General features: G+C 66.7%; 12 protein-coding genes. 4 read left to right on the forward strand and 8 right to left on the reverse strand.

The features are described 5' to 3' along the window. Positions 1 to 16: 16 nt before the first annotated feature. The 8 genes from DMR_RS01395 to DMR_RS01430 form a co-directional block, all read right to left on the reverse strand. On the reverse strand, positions 17 to 1,195 hold the full coding sequence (locus DMR_RS01395; protein WP_012749896.1) for a BMP family lipoprotein: 1,179 nt from the start codon (positions 1,193 to 1,195) through the stop codon (positions 17 to 19). Positions 1,196 to 1,268: 73 nt separating this feature from the next. Beyond that, positions 1,269 to 2,333 carry a glycosyltransferase family protein gene (locus DMR_RS01400; RefSeq protein ID WP_012749897.1) on the reverse strand — a complete coding sequence of 355 codons (1,065 nt, stop codon included), beginning with the start codon at positions 2,331 to 2,333 and terminating at the stop codon, positions 1,269 to 1,271. A 144-nt stretch (positions 2,334 to 2,477) separates the two neighbouring features. Beyond that, entirely contained in the window at positions 2,478 to 3,635 is a 1,158-nt protein-coding gene (locus DMR_RS01405) for a glycosyltransferase (RefSeq protein WP_012749898.1), read from the reverse strand. 163 nt (positions 3,636 to 3,798) lie between these two features. Continuing rightward, on the reverse strand, positions 3,799 to 4,152 hold the full coding sequence (locus DMR_RS01410; RefSeq protein WP_043599830.1) for a hypothetical protein: 354 nt from the start codon (positions 4,150 to 4,152) through the stop codon (positions 3,799 to 3,801). Between the two features lie 50 nt (positions 4,153 to 4,202). Then, on the reverse strand, positions 4,203 to 5,324 hold the full coding sequence (locus DMR_RS01415) for a glycosyltransferase (protein ID WP_012749899.1): 1,122 nt from the start codon (positions 5,322 to 5,324) through the stop codon (positions 4,203 to 4,205). Then, entirely contained in the window at positions 5,324 to 6,538 is a 1,215-nt protein-coding gene (locus DMR_RS01420; protein ID WP_012749900.1) for a radical SAM protein, read from the reverse strand. Before DMR_RS01420 ends, DMR_RS01415 begins: the two co-directional genes overlap by 1 nt. 673 nt (positions 6,539 to 7,211) lie before the next feature. Next, on the reverse strand, positions 7,212 to 8,528 hold the full coding sequence (locus DMR_RS01425) for an adenylosuccinate synthase (RefSeq protein WP_012749901.1): 1,317 nt from the start codon (positions 8,526 to 8,528) through the stop codon (positions 7,212 to 7,214). Continuing rightward, positions 8,528 to 8,872 (reverse strand): hypothetical protein, encoded by a 345-nt coding sequence (locus tag DMR_RS01430; RefSeq protein ID WP_043599832.1) that lies wholly within the window; start codon positions 8,870 to 8,872, stop codon positions 8,528 to 8,530. The genes DMR_RS01425 and DMR_RS01430 overlap by 1 nt, the downstream gene beginning before the upstream one ends. A gap of 149 nt (positions 8,873 to 9,021) precedes the next feature. Between DMR_RS01430 and DMR_RS01435 the strand changes: the two genes are divergently transcribed. The 4 genes from DMR_RS01435 to DMR_RS01450 all read left to right on the forward strand — a co-directional run bounded on the left by DMR_RS01435 (position 9,022) and on the right by DMR_RS01450 (position 14,254). Next, on the forward strand, positions 9,022 to 10,299 hold the full coding sequence (locus tag DMR_RS01435; protein WP_012749903.1) for a phosphoribosylaminoimidazolecarboxamide formyltransferase: 1,278 nt from the start codon (positions 9,022 to 9,024) through the stop codon (positions 10,297 to 10,299). 220 nt (positions 10,300 to 10,519) lie between these two features. Then, entirely contained in the window at positions 10,520 to 12,622 is a 2,103-nt protein-coding gene (locus DMR_RS01440) for a ribonuclease catalytic domain-containing protein (protein WP_012749904.1), read from the forward strand. Next, positions 12,623 to 13,222 carry a glycerol-3-phosphate 1-O-acyltransferase PlsY gene (gene plsY, locus DMR_RS01445; protein WP_012749905.1) on the forward strand — a complete coding sequence of 200 codons (600 nt, stop codon included), beginning with the start codon at positions 12,623 to 12,625 and terminating at the stop codon, positions 13,220 to 13,222. Between the two features lie 3 nt (positions 13,223 to 13,225). Then, entirely contained in the window at positions 13,226 to 14,254 is a 1,029-nt protein-coding gene (locus DMR_RS01450) for an SGNH/GDSL hydrolase family protein (protein WP_012749906.1), read from the forward strand. Positions 14,255 to 14,316 lie beyond the last annotated feature (62 nt).

Below are 14,316 nucleotides of genomic sequence, written 5' to 3' on the forward strand. Positions count from 1 at the left end.
TGCTGGCCGCGCCCCCCTACTTGGAGGCGCTGGCTCCGTCCATGCCGCGCAGCAGCTGCGGGCAAAACCAGATGGCCTTGTCGGTGGCCGTGGAGCCGGCCTGCACGAAGACCGCGCCGTCCTGGTACTCCAGGGGGCCGGCATAGAGATTGACCTTGCCCGAACCGAGGTCGGCGATGAACTGCGCCAGCGCCTTTCTGGCCTCGGGGGCCAGGGCGTCGCCTTCGGTGAAGCCGATGGGGCTCTTGTCCGGGTCGTTTAAGGCGGCGAAATCCGGGGCCAGCCATTCGAAGCCCGGCTTGTAGGTTCCGGCGGCCACGGCCTTGGCCACGGTCAAAAGGGGCGGACCCCAGTTGAAGTAGGGCGCGCCCAGGCAGACTTCGGGCGCGGCCTGGCAGGCCAGCTTGTAGTCGTAGGGCAGGGCGTAGACGTCGGCCCCGGCCTTCTTGCGCGCCCCGGCCACGGTAAGGGCCTCGGGGGTGTCGATGCCGGAGATGACCACGTCGTAGCCCTGGTCAAAGAACGACCCGGCCACCTGGTTGGGGTCGGAGGTCACGCCCGGGATATTGAACCAGAAACCGATCCAGCTGACCTTGAAGGACAGGTCCTCGGCCTTTTTGCCGCGCACCTTTTCCCAGGCGTAGCGCGCGCCGAGGTAGGCGGCGTTGGCCAGACGGCGGGTCTCGTCGTTGATCAGCGGCCCAAGGAAGCCGATCTTGCCAGTCTTGGTGGTCATGGCGGCGGAAAAGCCGGCCATCATCTTGGCGTATTCCATCTTGGAGAAGACGTTGCCGAGATTCTTCGGGGCCTTGCCGGTGAGCGCGTCGTCGCCTGAAATATGGACGAACATGAGGTCGGGATGGGCTTCGGCGGCCTCGCGGATGCCGTCCTTCATGTCGTCGGAACCGGCCAGGATCAGGGTCGCGCCCTTGGCGGCCAGATCGTCCACCAGTTGGGGAATGGTGACGCCAGGGCGGTCGGCCGGGTTGACCTTGTCGAGGTAGAGCATTTTCGCGCCGGGCAGCTTGGCCTCGACGTATTTGCCACCCTCGTACTGGGCCTGGCTATAGCCTTTGTCGTTGTAGGGGCCGACGAGCAACATGCCAAAGGTCAGCGGCTTGTCGGCGGCCAGGGCGGAGCCGGCCAGGACGGCCAACAGGGCGGCGACGGCCGCCAGGATGGTGAGGCGACGCATGGGGTTCTCCTTGGGCTGGGATTGGCGTGGGCGCACTGTAAAAAAACCGGAAATTTTATGCCAGGGGCCGTGGTCAGGAACGGCCCGGCAGACGGCCGTCGCGCAAAAAGGCGTCGATAAGGCCGAACACGTCCTGGTTGCCGCAAAACCGGCCGCCGGCAATACGCTGGCGCATGGCCGGCAGGGCGGCTTCGAAATCCGGGATGAGCCCGGGGGCCAGGCGCTCCATGGAGGCGGCCTTTCCATAGCCCAGGCGTTCCAGGTAGATGGCGTTTAACTGTTGCTCGAAAGCCCCGGCCACCGGGAAGGACAGAACCGGTTTGCCGTAAAAAAGGGCTTCGCTCATGAGATTGTGGCTGCCGCCGCAGATGACGTAGGCGCAGGAAGCCAGATCGTCAAGAAAGCCGTCCTCGGCGTAGCTGCGAAAGGTCAGATTGCCGTCTACCTTGTCCACCTTGTAGCCGTAGACCCGGAATTCCCGGTCAATGCTTTTCAGGTAGGGGGCAAAGGCGTCGCAGATGCCGCAGCTTTGGTAGACGAGGATGTGGCTGCCCTGGCTCGGGCTGCGGTCGATGACGCTCTGGCGCAGGATGGGCGGGGCGACCATGGCCCTGGCCCCGGGCTTGGCCGGGGGCTGGAAAAACGAGATGGCCAGATAATCGGAGCAGGCGGAAAAAAGAAACCGGATGGAGGCCCGGATGCCCAGGTAGTCGGGATACAGCCGCCAGGGCACGGGATGGTCGCAGCAGGAAATGACGTGCTGGTGATCGATGGACAGGCAGGGGATGCCGGCGCGTTTGGCGGCGATGGGCACGAAATATTCGTAGTCGGAAATGGCGGCGTCGGGTTTGAAATCGGCGATGAGCCGGGCCAGGCGGGCCAGTTCCGAGGGGCGCTTGATCAGGGTGCGGGCGGCGAGCTTGAGTGTGGCCGGGGTGTCCAGGCGCTGGTTCTTGTAGCGGGTGCCGGGGTTTTCGAAGCGCTCGACCCGGAATTCGCGGGAGAGCAGGCCCGCCCCTTCCTCGCTGGAGACAAAGAGGAATTCATGGCCCAGGGCGGCCAGCCGCCGGGCGAGAATGAGGGCGCGTATGGCGTGTCCGTGCTGGGTGCCGTGGACGCCGTAGAGGATGCGGGCCATGGGTGGTGTCGCGTCTCCGATGAAAATATGGGGCGCTGCCGGCGGCGCGCGGCAGCCAGAGGTGGGGCAGCACTAAACGGCAAGCGGGCCGGCGTCAACAGGGAGGGGGCGCGGCCGTCTGCAGGCAGGCGGCCGCATCGTGCGTCAGTCCCGGATCACCCGCATGACCACGCCGCCCCAGCCGACCTTGTAGCGGATGCCGCGCCAGGACATGGTGTTGGTGGTAAAGGTGCGGCCAAAACACCAGCCCAGCATCAGAAACGTGGCGGCGTAGCCGCGCAGCCAGGCGAGCATGCCCACCCGGCGCGGGCACAGCGACCGGAAACACAGCCCCAGCCCGGCAAAAGCGGCCAGATAGACGGCCGAGAGCGCCGCGCCCGCGCCGCAGCCCGCGCCGAAAATCCAGGCCGCCAGCATGGCCGCGGCGGCCACGGGCGGCGCGGCCAGGAGCAGCACCGCCGCGATGGAGACGATCCAGCCGGGCGGGATGCAGAACTTCAAATAGAGCAGCTGACGCGTCAGCCAATCGTCCCAGCGGGCCAGGGATACCTTCTCCAGCGGCGTTTGCAGGCAGGCGGCGGCCACGGGCCAGGCGGCCACGCCAAAGGTGTGGAGATGCGGCCCCATGGAGAAGTCGTCCACGATGTTTTGGCCCCAGAGCCTGGCCAATCCGAACCGGTCGAAGGCTTGGCGCGACACGGCCATGGCCCCGCCCCAGGGCTGGGTGATGGCCCGGATGGGCTGGAGCAGATGCAGGGCCAGGCAGGTGACGGCCATGCCCACCGTGGCCGTGGCTCCGTCGCCGGGCACGACCTTGTGGAAGCCGCTGGTCATGGGCGCGTCGCCCCGGGCGATGGGGGCCACGAGATTGGTGACGAAGTGCCGGTCGGCCACGTGGGTGGAATCGCAGAACACGAACACATCGGCGGTGTGGGCGGCGCGCAGGCCGGCTAAGATGTTGTGGTTTTTCTGACCGCAGGCTTCGGCCCGGCCGGCCACCACCACCTGGACCCGGGGATCGGCCCCGGCCACGCCCACGACGAGATCGGCGGCCGGGTCGGACGCCTCGGCCACCACGAACACGGCCAGGAAATCGGGGTAGTCCTGATCGATCAGCGAGGCCACGGCCTGGCGCATCCCGGGCGTGTCGCCGGTGACGGGCACGATGACCGCCGCCCGGGGGCGGTCTTGCGGCATGGCCTCCGGGCCGTCGCCGCCGCGCACATGCTTGCGCCCGAGCAGGAACAGGGCGGCCAGCACCACCAGTTGGGCAGCCATGACGCCGAAAACGAATCCCTCCACGCATCCTCCAAAGCGGCCGGCGGCCGCCTGATATTATCGTCTTCCATAACAAAGAAGAGACCCTCCCGGCCTCTTCGTCCATCGCCCCCATCACCCCATGTGGGGTTTCCAAAGGGGCTCAGCCCCTTTGGCCGCCGGAGGCATCTTCCGTCTTCTCTTTTCTCTACGGCGTTCGCACGGCGCGCAGTTCGACTTTGCTGCCGCCTTTGGTGGTGAGCACGCCGGTCAGTTCGTTGCCTTTGGCGTCGCCCTCGAAGATGTGGCCGCTGCCGTGGAGCATGTAGAGGTGGCCGTTAAAGATGGCCCCCACCACGTGGTAGACGTTGGTTTCGCCGGTCAGGGCGCTGACGACGACCTGGGCCTTGACCGCGTTGCCGTCCTGTTCGACCACGGCTTGCAGGTTGGAGCCATAGAGCGACCCGCGCCAGACGCCGGCCACGTCGGCTTCCGCGGCGGCCAGCGCCGGGGAAAAAAGGATCAGGCAGGCGAAGAAAACGGCGTGCAGGCGGTGTCGCATGAGTCGGACTCCATGGCCGGAACAGGGTCGCGCGGCTGCGCGGGCGGGTTTTACGTCTCGGCGTCGCGGTTGGCGGCGGCCGGGGCACGTTTCCCGGCTAACGCCTGGGCGAAGACGGTTTCGTGGCGGCGCACCATGGCGTCCATGGAATACAGCGCCACGGCGCGTTCCCGGGCGGCCCGGCCCATGGCCAGCCGCTTGTCCTCGTCGGCGAGCAGGCCGGCGATGGTCTCGCCCAGGGCTTCGGGATTGCGCGGCGGACACAACAGCCCGGTGACGTCGGGCACGACCAAGTCCGGGATGCCGCCCACGGCCGTGGCCGCCACGGGCAGGCCCATGGCCATGGCTTCGAGCAGCACGTTGGGCAGCCCCTCGCGCACCGAGGACAGGACAGCCACCGAGGCCTGCTGGAAAAACGGCCGGGGATCGGGGGTGGAAGGGTAGCTGCGAATGAGCCCGCGCACCGGGCTGCGGGCAGCCAGGGTCCGCACCGATGTGCGCAGCGGCCCGTCGCCCACCAGCCACAGCTCGGCCCGGGGACGCCGGGCCACGACGTATTCAAAGGACCGGATGAGCGTCTCGTGGTCCTTGTCCTCGCAAAACCGGGCCAGGCACAAGACCACCTCGCGCACCGGCCGCATGTCGTCGGGCGGGGGCAGGAAATGGTCGGTGTCCACGCCGTTGGGGATGCACTCCACGCGCTCGGCCGGCCGGCCAAGGGCGATGAGCTCCTTGGCCAGGGGCGCGGCGTTGACGATGTGGCGGTCGCACAGCCCTTTTAAAAATCGTTCGTGCTGCCGCTTGATGGCCCCGCCGCCCCGGCAGGTGCCGATGACGGGCCTGGCCCCTTGCAGCTTGGCGAACACCCGGCCCCAGATGTTGGGCACGGCGGTCAGCGGCACGAAGAGATCGGGTGGGCTGGCCTTGAGCTTGCGCCACAGCCCGGCCAGGGATTGCGCCCCGACCTTGGGATAGGGCGACAACCACGTCAGCGGGATGCCGCCGGCCTCGGCTCGGGGCGCGAAGTCGCGGACGTCGGCCAGCATCCAGAACTCCGGGGCGAAACGCGACCGGTCCAGACGCAGCCCAAGCTCCAAGGCCTGGCGCTGGGTGCCGCCGAACTCCAGGTCCTGCAACAGGAAAACGACCCGGGCGGGAGTCTCTCGCGCCATCAATACCCCATCAACCCGCAACAACGGGTGCACGACGGCATCAGCCCCTCGGTGTGCAGGCTGGCACGGAAGCGGCGATAGGACTCGCTGTTCCACAGCTCGGTGATGGTGTGGTCGCGCACGTTGCCGACGATGTAGTCATGATAGTCGCGGCACGGCGACATGTCGCCGTTGGAATCCAGCTCCACCGCCTGATAGATGGAGATGCACTGGTTGTAGCCAAAGGTCGATTCGTGGTTGGTGTAGTACTCGCGCAGGCTGTCCACGCCGGCCACGTTGGGGATGATGTTGACCGGCGGATTGTTCCAGCCCTTGGAACGGCGCTGCACTTCGGCCAGCTGCTTGTTGAGCGTCTCATGGTCCTTGATGGTCCAATCGCCCACCCATCCCCAATGCAGCTTGGGCGTGAAGCCGAAGCGACGGGTGAAGTCCTCGTCATGGGCCTTGGCGCTCTTTTCGTCAATCCACCAGGACAGGTAATAGACAAAAAGATCGACCCGATCCTTGTAGGCCTCGTAAATATCCACCAAATGATGGACGTTGGCGCTGGAAATCGTGGTCAAGGCTGCCACCAGCGGCAGCTGGGTCTTGTGGGCCTTCTTGGCTTCCTTGATGGCCGACAGGGCTTCCTGGACCACTTTGTGGTTGTCGCCGCCGCCGGCCGAAGGCCGGGCCGCATTGTGGGTCTCGGCCGAATGGCCGTCGATGGACATCTGGAGCAAAAACATCGGCGCGGCCGCCAAACGGTCCGCCGCCGCCGCCACACGCGTGGCGTTGGTGGCGATGGACGTCGGCATTCTCAGCTCGGTTGCCCGCTCGATGATCTCCAACCATCCTTTATACATGGTCGGCTCGCCGCCCCACAGGTACACCGAAGGACGATGGCCGTGACGGGCCAGATCCTCCAAGAGCGCCAGATAGCGCTCCGGCGAGATTTCCTTTTTCTTCAGGTCCTTGAGATCGCATCCGTGGAGAAAACCCTGGTCGCCCCACTGGCCGCAGGTATGACAGCGCAGATTGCACACGTCCGTGATGCGGATGGAGAGCTGCCGGATGCTGCGGGCATGGCCGGTCTCGGCCTGGGGATTGAGGAAGGAAAACAGGAACTTTTCTTTCTCAAGGGCGGCCAGGCGGCCGGCGATCCAGGGATGACGGGCCACCTTGACCGACTGCTTGAGAATCGTGCCAAGGGCGACGCTGCTGCGCTTGCTCATGAAACCTCCAATGGAATGCCTTGCGGCGAAATGTCGCCTTACGCCGAAACCGGCCGCGCTTCAAGCCTCCCGATGAACGGGACGGCAGGGCTCCGCCAGGGCGTTGCTCCGGACCCCCTGGCTGTCTGTGGCGGGCGGGGGAGCCACAAGCGGTTGGCAGGTGGGGGGCGTGGCGGGGCGCGTGGCGGCTGCGCCGCGTGAGTCGTCGGGATTTCCAGGGCTTCGATGCGCCCGGCTGCCGCCGGGTGCTCGAAGCCCTGGAAATCCCGACGACCCGGTTCGCCCGGGGTTGCCCGGCGCGGGAGCAAAGCGAATGGTCCCGTGATTGGCTATCCTGTCAACTTCTTATCCTGTCGCTCCGGTTCCAAGAATGCGAAGGGGGGCGGATTTGGGCGCGAGGCTTTGATCGCGCCCAAATCCGCCCCCCTTCGCTGGCAAGTGGAAGGCCGGGATTTCGGTTGGTTGTCCGGGCGGCTTCCGCCCGGACAACCAACCGAAATCCCGGCCTTCATTATGGCTCGGCCGCCTTCGCGCCCGCCGCCCGGACCCCCGTCCCTCCCAACCGAACACCGGGACGGGGGTCCGGGGGGATAATCCCCCCGGCGGGTGCGGGCAGAGCCCGCTCTTCTGTCTTTATTCCCCGCTTTCTCGCTTTTCTCCCTAATCCCTGCCGCTATCCCCTGATAATCGTCTGCCGACGGTCGGGGCCGACGGAGAGGATGGAGCAGGTGGTTTTGAGCGACTGTTCGATGCGCGAGACGTATTCCCGGGCGGCCAGGGGCAGGTCTTCCCAGGTGGTGATGCCGGACAGGTCTTCTTCCCAGCCGGGCATGGTTTCGTAGATCGGCTCGACGAATTCCAGCGCGCCTTCGTCCTGGGGCGGGTATTCGTAGACTTTGCCTTTGTAGCGGTAGCCGATGCAGATTTTGATTTCAAAAAGGCCGCTTAAGACGTCGAGCTTGGTCAGGGCGATGTCCGTGGGGCCGGAGAGGCGGGCGGATTCGCGCAGCAGCACGAGGTCCAGCCAGCCGCAGCGGCGTTTGCGGCCGGTGGTGGCCCCGAATTCGCCGCCTTTTTCCTGGAGGTAGTCGCCGACGGTGCCGAAGAGTTCCGTGGGGAACGGGCCGGAGCCGACGCGGGTGGTGTAGGCCTTGACCACGGCCACGACGCGGCCCAGCACGCTTGGCGCGCAGCCGCTGCCGGCGGCGGCCTGTCCCGAGACGGTGTTGGACGAGGTGACGAAGGGGTAGGTGCCGTGGTCGATGTCGAGGTGGGTGCCCTGGGCGCCTTCGAACAGCACGTCGCCGCCGGCGGCCAGGGTCTTTTGGATGATGCTCGACACGTCGCCGAGGTAGGGCACCAGGCGTTTGGCCACGGGCAGGATCTGTTCGAGCACCGCGTCGGGGTCCAGGGCGGGCATGTCGTAGAGCTTGGTGAAAAGGGTGTTCTTTTCCACCAGCGCCTTGGCGATTTTCTTGGCCAGCAGTTCCGGGTAGGCGAAGTCGCCGGCGCGGATGCCGATGCGGGCCATCTTGTCTTCGTAGCAGGGGCCGATGCCCCGGCCGGTGGTGCCGATCTTCGCGCCGGCCAGCAGCGTTTCGCGCGCGCCGTCGAGGAGCCGGTGGTAGGGCATGATGACTTGGGTTTTTTTGGAGATGGTCAGGCGCTCGGGGGTGACGTCCACGCCCTGGGCGGCCAGGGTGTCCATCTCGCGGCACAGCACTTCGGGGTCGAGCACCACGCCGTTGCCGATGAGGCACGTCTTGCCGTCGTGGAGGATGCCCGAGGGCATCAGGTGCACGATGGTTTTCTCGCCGCCCACGACCAGGGTGTGGCCGGCGTTGTTGCCGCCCTGGAAGCGCACCACGGCTTTGGCCGATTCGGTGAGCAGATCGACGATCTTGCCCTTGCCTTCGTCGCCCCACTGGGCGCCGTGGATGACGATGCCGCGCCCGGAACCGGGGTTTTGCTGCGTCGGAAATTCACCCATTATGCTTCTCCTCCATCCTTGGGCTTGAAGGCCAGGACTTTGCCCTGGCGCTTGGGGCCGGGTTTGGCGGCGGCCGGCGCGGGCGCGGCGATGTCCGTCGCGGCCGGGGCCGGGGCGGGTTCGTTCGCCTCGCCGGGTTGGCGGCCCTTGGCCCAGTGATGATTGAACAACTGGTTTTTAAAACGCATGCCCTGGATCATGGCCAGGACCAGGACGGCCTCTTCCCAGCGCTGGGTCGGCTCGAAACGTTCGACGGTTTCGGCGTATTTGTCCCAAAGCGCCATGATGGAGGCTTCGTCAAAGGCCCGAAGCTGTTTGGCCATCTTGAGCAACACCTGTTCCACGACAACTCCCTTGCCCCGAAAACCTGCGGCGTGTTGCGCCGCGGACAGGCCTTGGTAGCAGAATTGGCCGGCCCTTCCAAATGCAATTTGCCCCCCCGGGCCGGCTGTGCTAGGCAGCCTGCACACACGCCACAAGGAGCGGTCAAGCCATGAGCGACCTCAAGAAAATGTACACCACCGTGGTGGAAGACCCCTTCCCGTCCGAGCTCGTCATCCGCCTGGGCGAGACCGAGCTGGTCTTTGCCAAGCGCACCTGGACCATCGACGGCGAAGAAAAGGGCCTGCGCTACGGCGAAAATCCGGACCAGCCGGCCGCGCTCTACGCCCCGGCCGCCGGCCGCCTGTCCCTGGGCGGCGTGGAATTTCGCGGCCCCGGCGACGGCCTCATTTGCGCCGCCACCGAGGAGCATCTGCTCCAGTCCGGCAAGCATCCCGGCAAGACCAATCTCACCGACGTGGACAACGGCGTCAATATTCTCCAGTACCTGACCGCCAAGCCGGCCGCCGTCATCCTCAAGCACAACAATCCCTGCGGCGCGGCCTGGTCCGAGGCCGGCCTGTGCGCCGCCTTCGAGGCCGCCTTTGCCTCCGACCGCATCGCCGCCTTTGGCGGGGCCATCGTGGTCAACCGCACCCTGGACGTGGCCACGGCGGAAAAGATCAATGCCGTCTATTTCGAGGTGGTGGCTGCTCCGGACTACGAACCGGCCGCCCTGGACATCCTCAAGTCCAAGAAAAATCTCCGCATCTTCAAGCTTCCGGGCCTGGCCCAGCTGGACAAGCTCGTGGGCCAGCCCTACCTGGACCTCAAGTCCCTGGCCGACGGCGGCATCGTGGCCCAGTTCTCGTTCAGGAATCGCATCCTGGCCGCCGCTGATTTCCTGCCCGCCCAGGCCACGGACAAGGCTGGGACCACCGTCGTGGCCCGGACTCCGACGTCCCAGGAAGCCGAGGATCTGCTCTTTGCCTGGGCCGTGGAAGCCGGCGTCACCTCCAACTCGGTCATCTTCGTCAAAAACGGGGCCACCGTGGCCATTGGCACCGGCGAACAGGACCGGGTCGGCGTGGTCGAGCTGACCATCTTCAAGGCCAAGACCAAGTACGCCGACAGCCTGGCCTTCGCTGCCCACAAGCTGTCGCTCTACGAACTGACCCAAAAGGCTGCCGCCGATCCCGAGGCCGCCGCCAGCCTGGCCGACATCAAGGCCCGCACCGAGGCGACCATGGGCGGGCTGGCCGGATCGGTGGTGGTGTCCGACGGCTTCTTCCCGTTCCGCGACGGCGTGGACCTGTGCATCGGCGCCGGGGTCACGGCCATCGCCCAGCCCGGCGGTTCCATCCGCGACACCGAAGTCATCGCCGCCTGCAACGAAGCCACGCCCCAGGTCGCCATGGTGTTTACGGGGCAGCGGTCGTTTAGACATTAGATGATGTAGAGAAGAGAAGAGTGCCTCCGGCGGCCGGGGGCCTGAGGCCCCCGGACCCCCCGAAAGGGTTTTAAGGGGGCGGAACGAGTATTTTGTGCCGAGGGCGCGGGTTTGGTGCGATCTTGGCTTGTCGTAAACGGAAAAGGGCGGCCGGCGGGGCCGGACGGGTAGCCGTCCGGCCGCCGCCGGCCGCCTTGCGCGCGAAACAGAAGGATTATCGATGGCGTTGGAACGCTACGTCGGCCCGGGGTGTCTGGTGGAGTTCATGCAGGGCAACCAGGCGCAAGTGGCCTGGGTGCTGGAAGAGTCTTCGGGCCGGCTGCGAGTGTATACGCTCACGCATCGCGAGGAAAAAATGGCCATGGCCCGGGTGCTGCCCTGGATGGGGCCGCGCTATGACGGGGCCCGCGACCGCAGCGCGATTTCCGAGATCCTGGCTGGTCATCAGGCCAAACGCGAGGCCGCGGCCAAGGCCATCGCCCCCCTGGAGCTGTGGGAGCTGGCCCAGGGCGAGGTGCGCGAGGAATCGGCCGAATGGTTCGCCGGCCTTGTGGGCGAAAAACCCGATGTCGACGCCGTGGCCGGCATGGGCCGGGCGCTTTTGGGCTGTAAGACCCATTTCAAGTTCCACGCCCCCAAGTTCGAGGTCTATTCCGCCGAGACCGTGGAGCGCCGCCTCACCGAAGCCGCCGCCGCCGAGGAACGCGAAAAGGTGGTCGTGGCCGGCCAGGTCTTTTTCAAGGAACTCTGGCACGGCTGGGCCACGGGCGACCGCAAGAAGGGCGCGGCCCTGGCCGCCAAGCTTGATCCCGAGGCGGCTGCCAAGCTGGCCGCCATGCTGCGCCGGCTCATGGCCGACGCCGACGACCAGGAAAGCGCCGTGCTGTGGGCCATGCTGCGCAAGGGCCTGCCCGACCATCCCCTCCAGGCCTATATCCTGGCCACCCAGTGGGGCATTGTCCCGCCGCATTACAATTACCATCTCGACCAGGCCGACTACGTCGCCGGCGACGACTGGCACGCGCCCTACGCCGCCGAGATCGAGGCCCGCCGGGCCGGGCTGGCCGCGCTTTCCCGCGAGCCCGAACCCATCCCCTTTGTCAGCATCGATTCCCCCACCACCCGGGACATCGACGATGCCTTTTTCGCCGAGACCCGCCCCGATGGAACCATCCGGCTGGTCCTGGCCCTGGCCGACCCGGCCCTGGATTGGGACTTCGGCGGCCCCTTGGACACGGCCGTGGCCCACCGGGCTTCGAGCCTCTATCTGCCCGAGGGCGTGAGCCACATGCTGCCCGAGTGCCTGGGCACCGACCTTTACAGCCTGCGCGCCGGGGACGTGCGGCCGTCGCTCGTCATGGAGTGGGACTTTTCCCCCGAAGGCGAGATCGTGGGCTTCGCCATGCGCAAGACCTTTGTCCGGGTGGCGGAAAACACCACCTACGCCGTGGTGGAAGCGGCCCTGGACCGGGGCGACGCCGCGCCCCATCTGCAGCTCGGTTGGCGCGTGGCCTCCTGGCTGCGGGCCAAGCGCTTGGAGCGCGGAGCGGTCATCATCGAACGCCCCGAACCCGAGATCAGCCTGTCGGGCTACCCCGACGACGTCAAAATCGAGATGTCGGTCTGCCCGGCCTATCCCAAGGCCCAGCTCTTGGTCAGCGAACTCATGATCCTGGGCAACGCCGCCGCCGCCGACTATGCCGTGTCCCACGGCGCGGCCATGCTCTTTCGCACCCAGGACGCGCGCCTGCCGCCCGAGGTTCGCGGCATTCACAGCGATCCGCCGGCCATCCAGCGGGCCGTGCGCGAACTGCCCCCGACCCTGACCGAACCCGATCCCCGGCCCCACGCCACCCTGGCCGCGCCGGCCTACGCTCCGGTCACTTCGCCGCTGCGGCGCTATGCCGACCTCATCAACCTGGCCCAGCTCGAAGCCCTGCTGCGCACCGGTGCGCCGCGCTGGAGCCGGGGGGAGCTGGAAGCCCGGCTGCCGCTGTTGTCTTCGCGCATCGAGGCCGTGGGCCGGGTGCAGCGTTTCCGGCCGCGCTACTGGAAGCTTGCCTTTCTGCAGCGCCACTGCAAGGAACGGACGTTTGAGGGCGTGGTGGTGGACGTGGCCGGCGGGTTCATCTCCCTGTCCCTGCCCGATTTCCAGATTTACGTCCGGGCCACCCGGGACACCTTGGGCGATACGATTTACACCGGCCAGCGGTATGCGCTACGCTTGGGGCGTATCGATCCGCTCACCAACGAACTGCGGGTGTTCGGCGCGGAAGAGATTCCGGCCAGCCTGCCCGACGAACAGCTTTTCGGAGAGGGCTAAATGGCGGCGACAGCATTTCTTGTCCTGACCTATCTGCTGGGGGCGTTTCCTTTCGGGCTGGTGGTGGCCCTGGTCGGGCGCGGCATCGATCCGCGATTGGCCGGCAGCCGCAACACCGGGGCCACCAACGTCTCGCGCCTGTGCGGCACGAAGCTTGGGGTGCTCACCCTGGTGCTGGATCTGGCCAAGGGGCTTGTCCCGGTGCTTTGCGCCCGGGCCATGACCGACTCGCCGGTGTTTCTGAGCATGGTGGCCGTGGCCGCCGTGGTCGGGCACATGTATTCGGTGTTCCTCTACGGCAAGGGCGGCAAGGGCGTGGCCACCACCATCGGCGTGTTTCTCGGCGGGGCCCCGATTCCGGCGCTGCTGTCCGTGGCCGTCTGCGTGGCCGTCATCCGGGTGTCGGGCTACGTCTCGGCCGGTTCCCTGACCCTGGCCGTGGCCTTGCCGATCCTGTGCGCCTGGCTCGGACCGGTTTTCCTGGTCCCGGCGGCGGCGATCATCGGGGGGCTTGTCATCCACAAGCACCGGGACAACATCGCCCGGCTTAGAAGCGGCCAGGAGAAATCCTGGCGTAAGGACCGGGCCAAGGCCGCCTGATCCATGCTGCATCTTCTGTATGTCGTCCTGGGGCTGGTCGCCGTCAATCTGGCGGCCGGCTGGCTGCTCTCACGGCTGCCCAAGGGGCGCGGGCGCACGGCCGGCATGGGCCTGCTCGTGGCCGTGGACGCCCTGGCTTTAGGGCTTATTGTCCTGGAACTGTGCATGGCGCTTTTCTTTGCCCAGTCCGACGGCTTCAACCTCACCATGTCCAGCCGCAAGTGGTTCGAGCGCTACTGGCAGCCGGTCAATTCCCTGGGCTACCGTGACGTCGAGCCGGCCCCGCGTAAGGACGGCGAGAAGATCGTCATGGTCCTTGGCGACTCCTTTGCCGCCGGGCACGGCGTCGACAATCCGGCCGACCGCTTCGGCGACGGGCTGGCCCGGCGGCTGGGGCAGGGCTGGCGGGTGGTCAACGTGGCCAAGATCGGCTGGGACTCGGTGGACGAATACGAGGCCATGGCCGCCTATCCGGTGACCCCGGACGTGGTGGTGCTGGCCTATTTCGTCAACGACATCTACCGCGCCGCCGAGAAATCGGGCCACTCCCTGACTTTTGCCGTGCGCTTTCCCCAGGGAACGCTCACCAAATACCTGGTCGATCATTTCGCCCTGGCCAACTTCGTGTATTGGCGCTTGGCCCGCATGGGCAATCTCGACGACGCCTCGGCCGGCTTCTGGGACCGGCTGCGCGGGGCCTACGCCGACAAGACGGTGTTCGCCGCCCACGCCGCCGAGCTGGACGCCATTGTCGCCTGGTGCCGGGAGCGCCGCATCCGTCTGGTGGCCTTGCTTATCCCCAGCCTGTCCGACGTGGCCGGCAGCGCCGCCATGACCGCCCGGGTAGCCGGCTATTTCGGCGAGCGGGGCGTGGACGTCCTGGATCTCACGCCGCTTATCATCGACAAAAAGCCCGGTGAGCTCGTGGTCAACGGCGTGGACAGCCACGCCAATGTCGGACTCAACGCCGTCATGGCCGATCTGCTCTACCGGGCCTTGGCCCCGGCTCCTGTCCCGGCTCCGGGCAACTGACGCTCGGCTGTCGGTTGGACAAGAAAACGCCCGGTCGCTTTCGCGGCCGGGCGTTTTCTTGT

The organism is Solidesulfovibrio magneticus RS-1, from assembly GCF_000010665.1.
GTDB classification, from domain to species: Bacteria; Desulfobacterota; Desulfovibrionia; order Desulfovibrionales; family Desulfovibrionaceae; genus Solidesulfovibrio; species Solidesulfovibrio magneticus.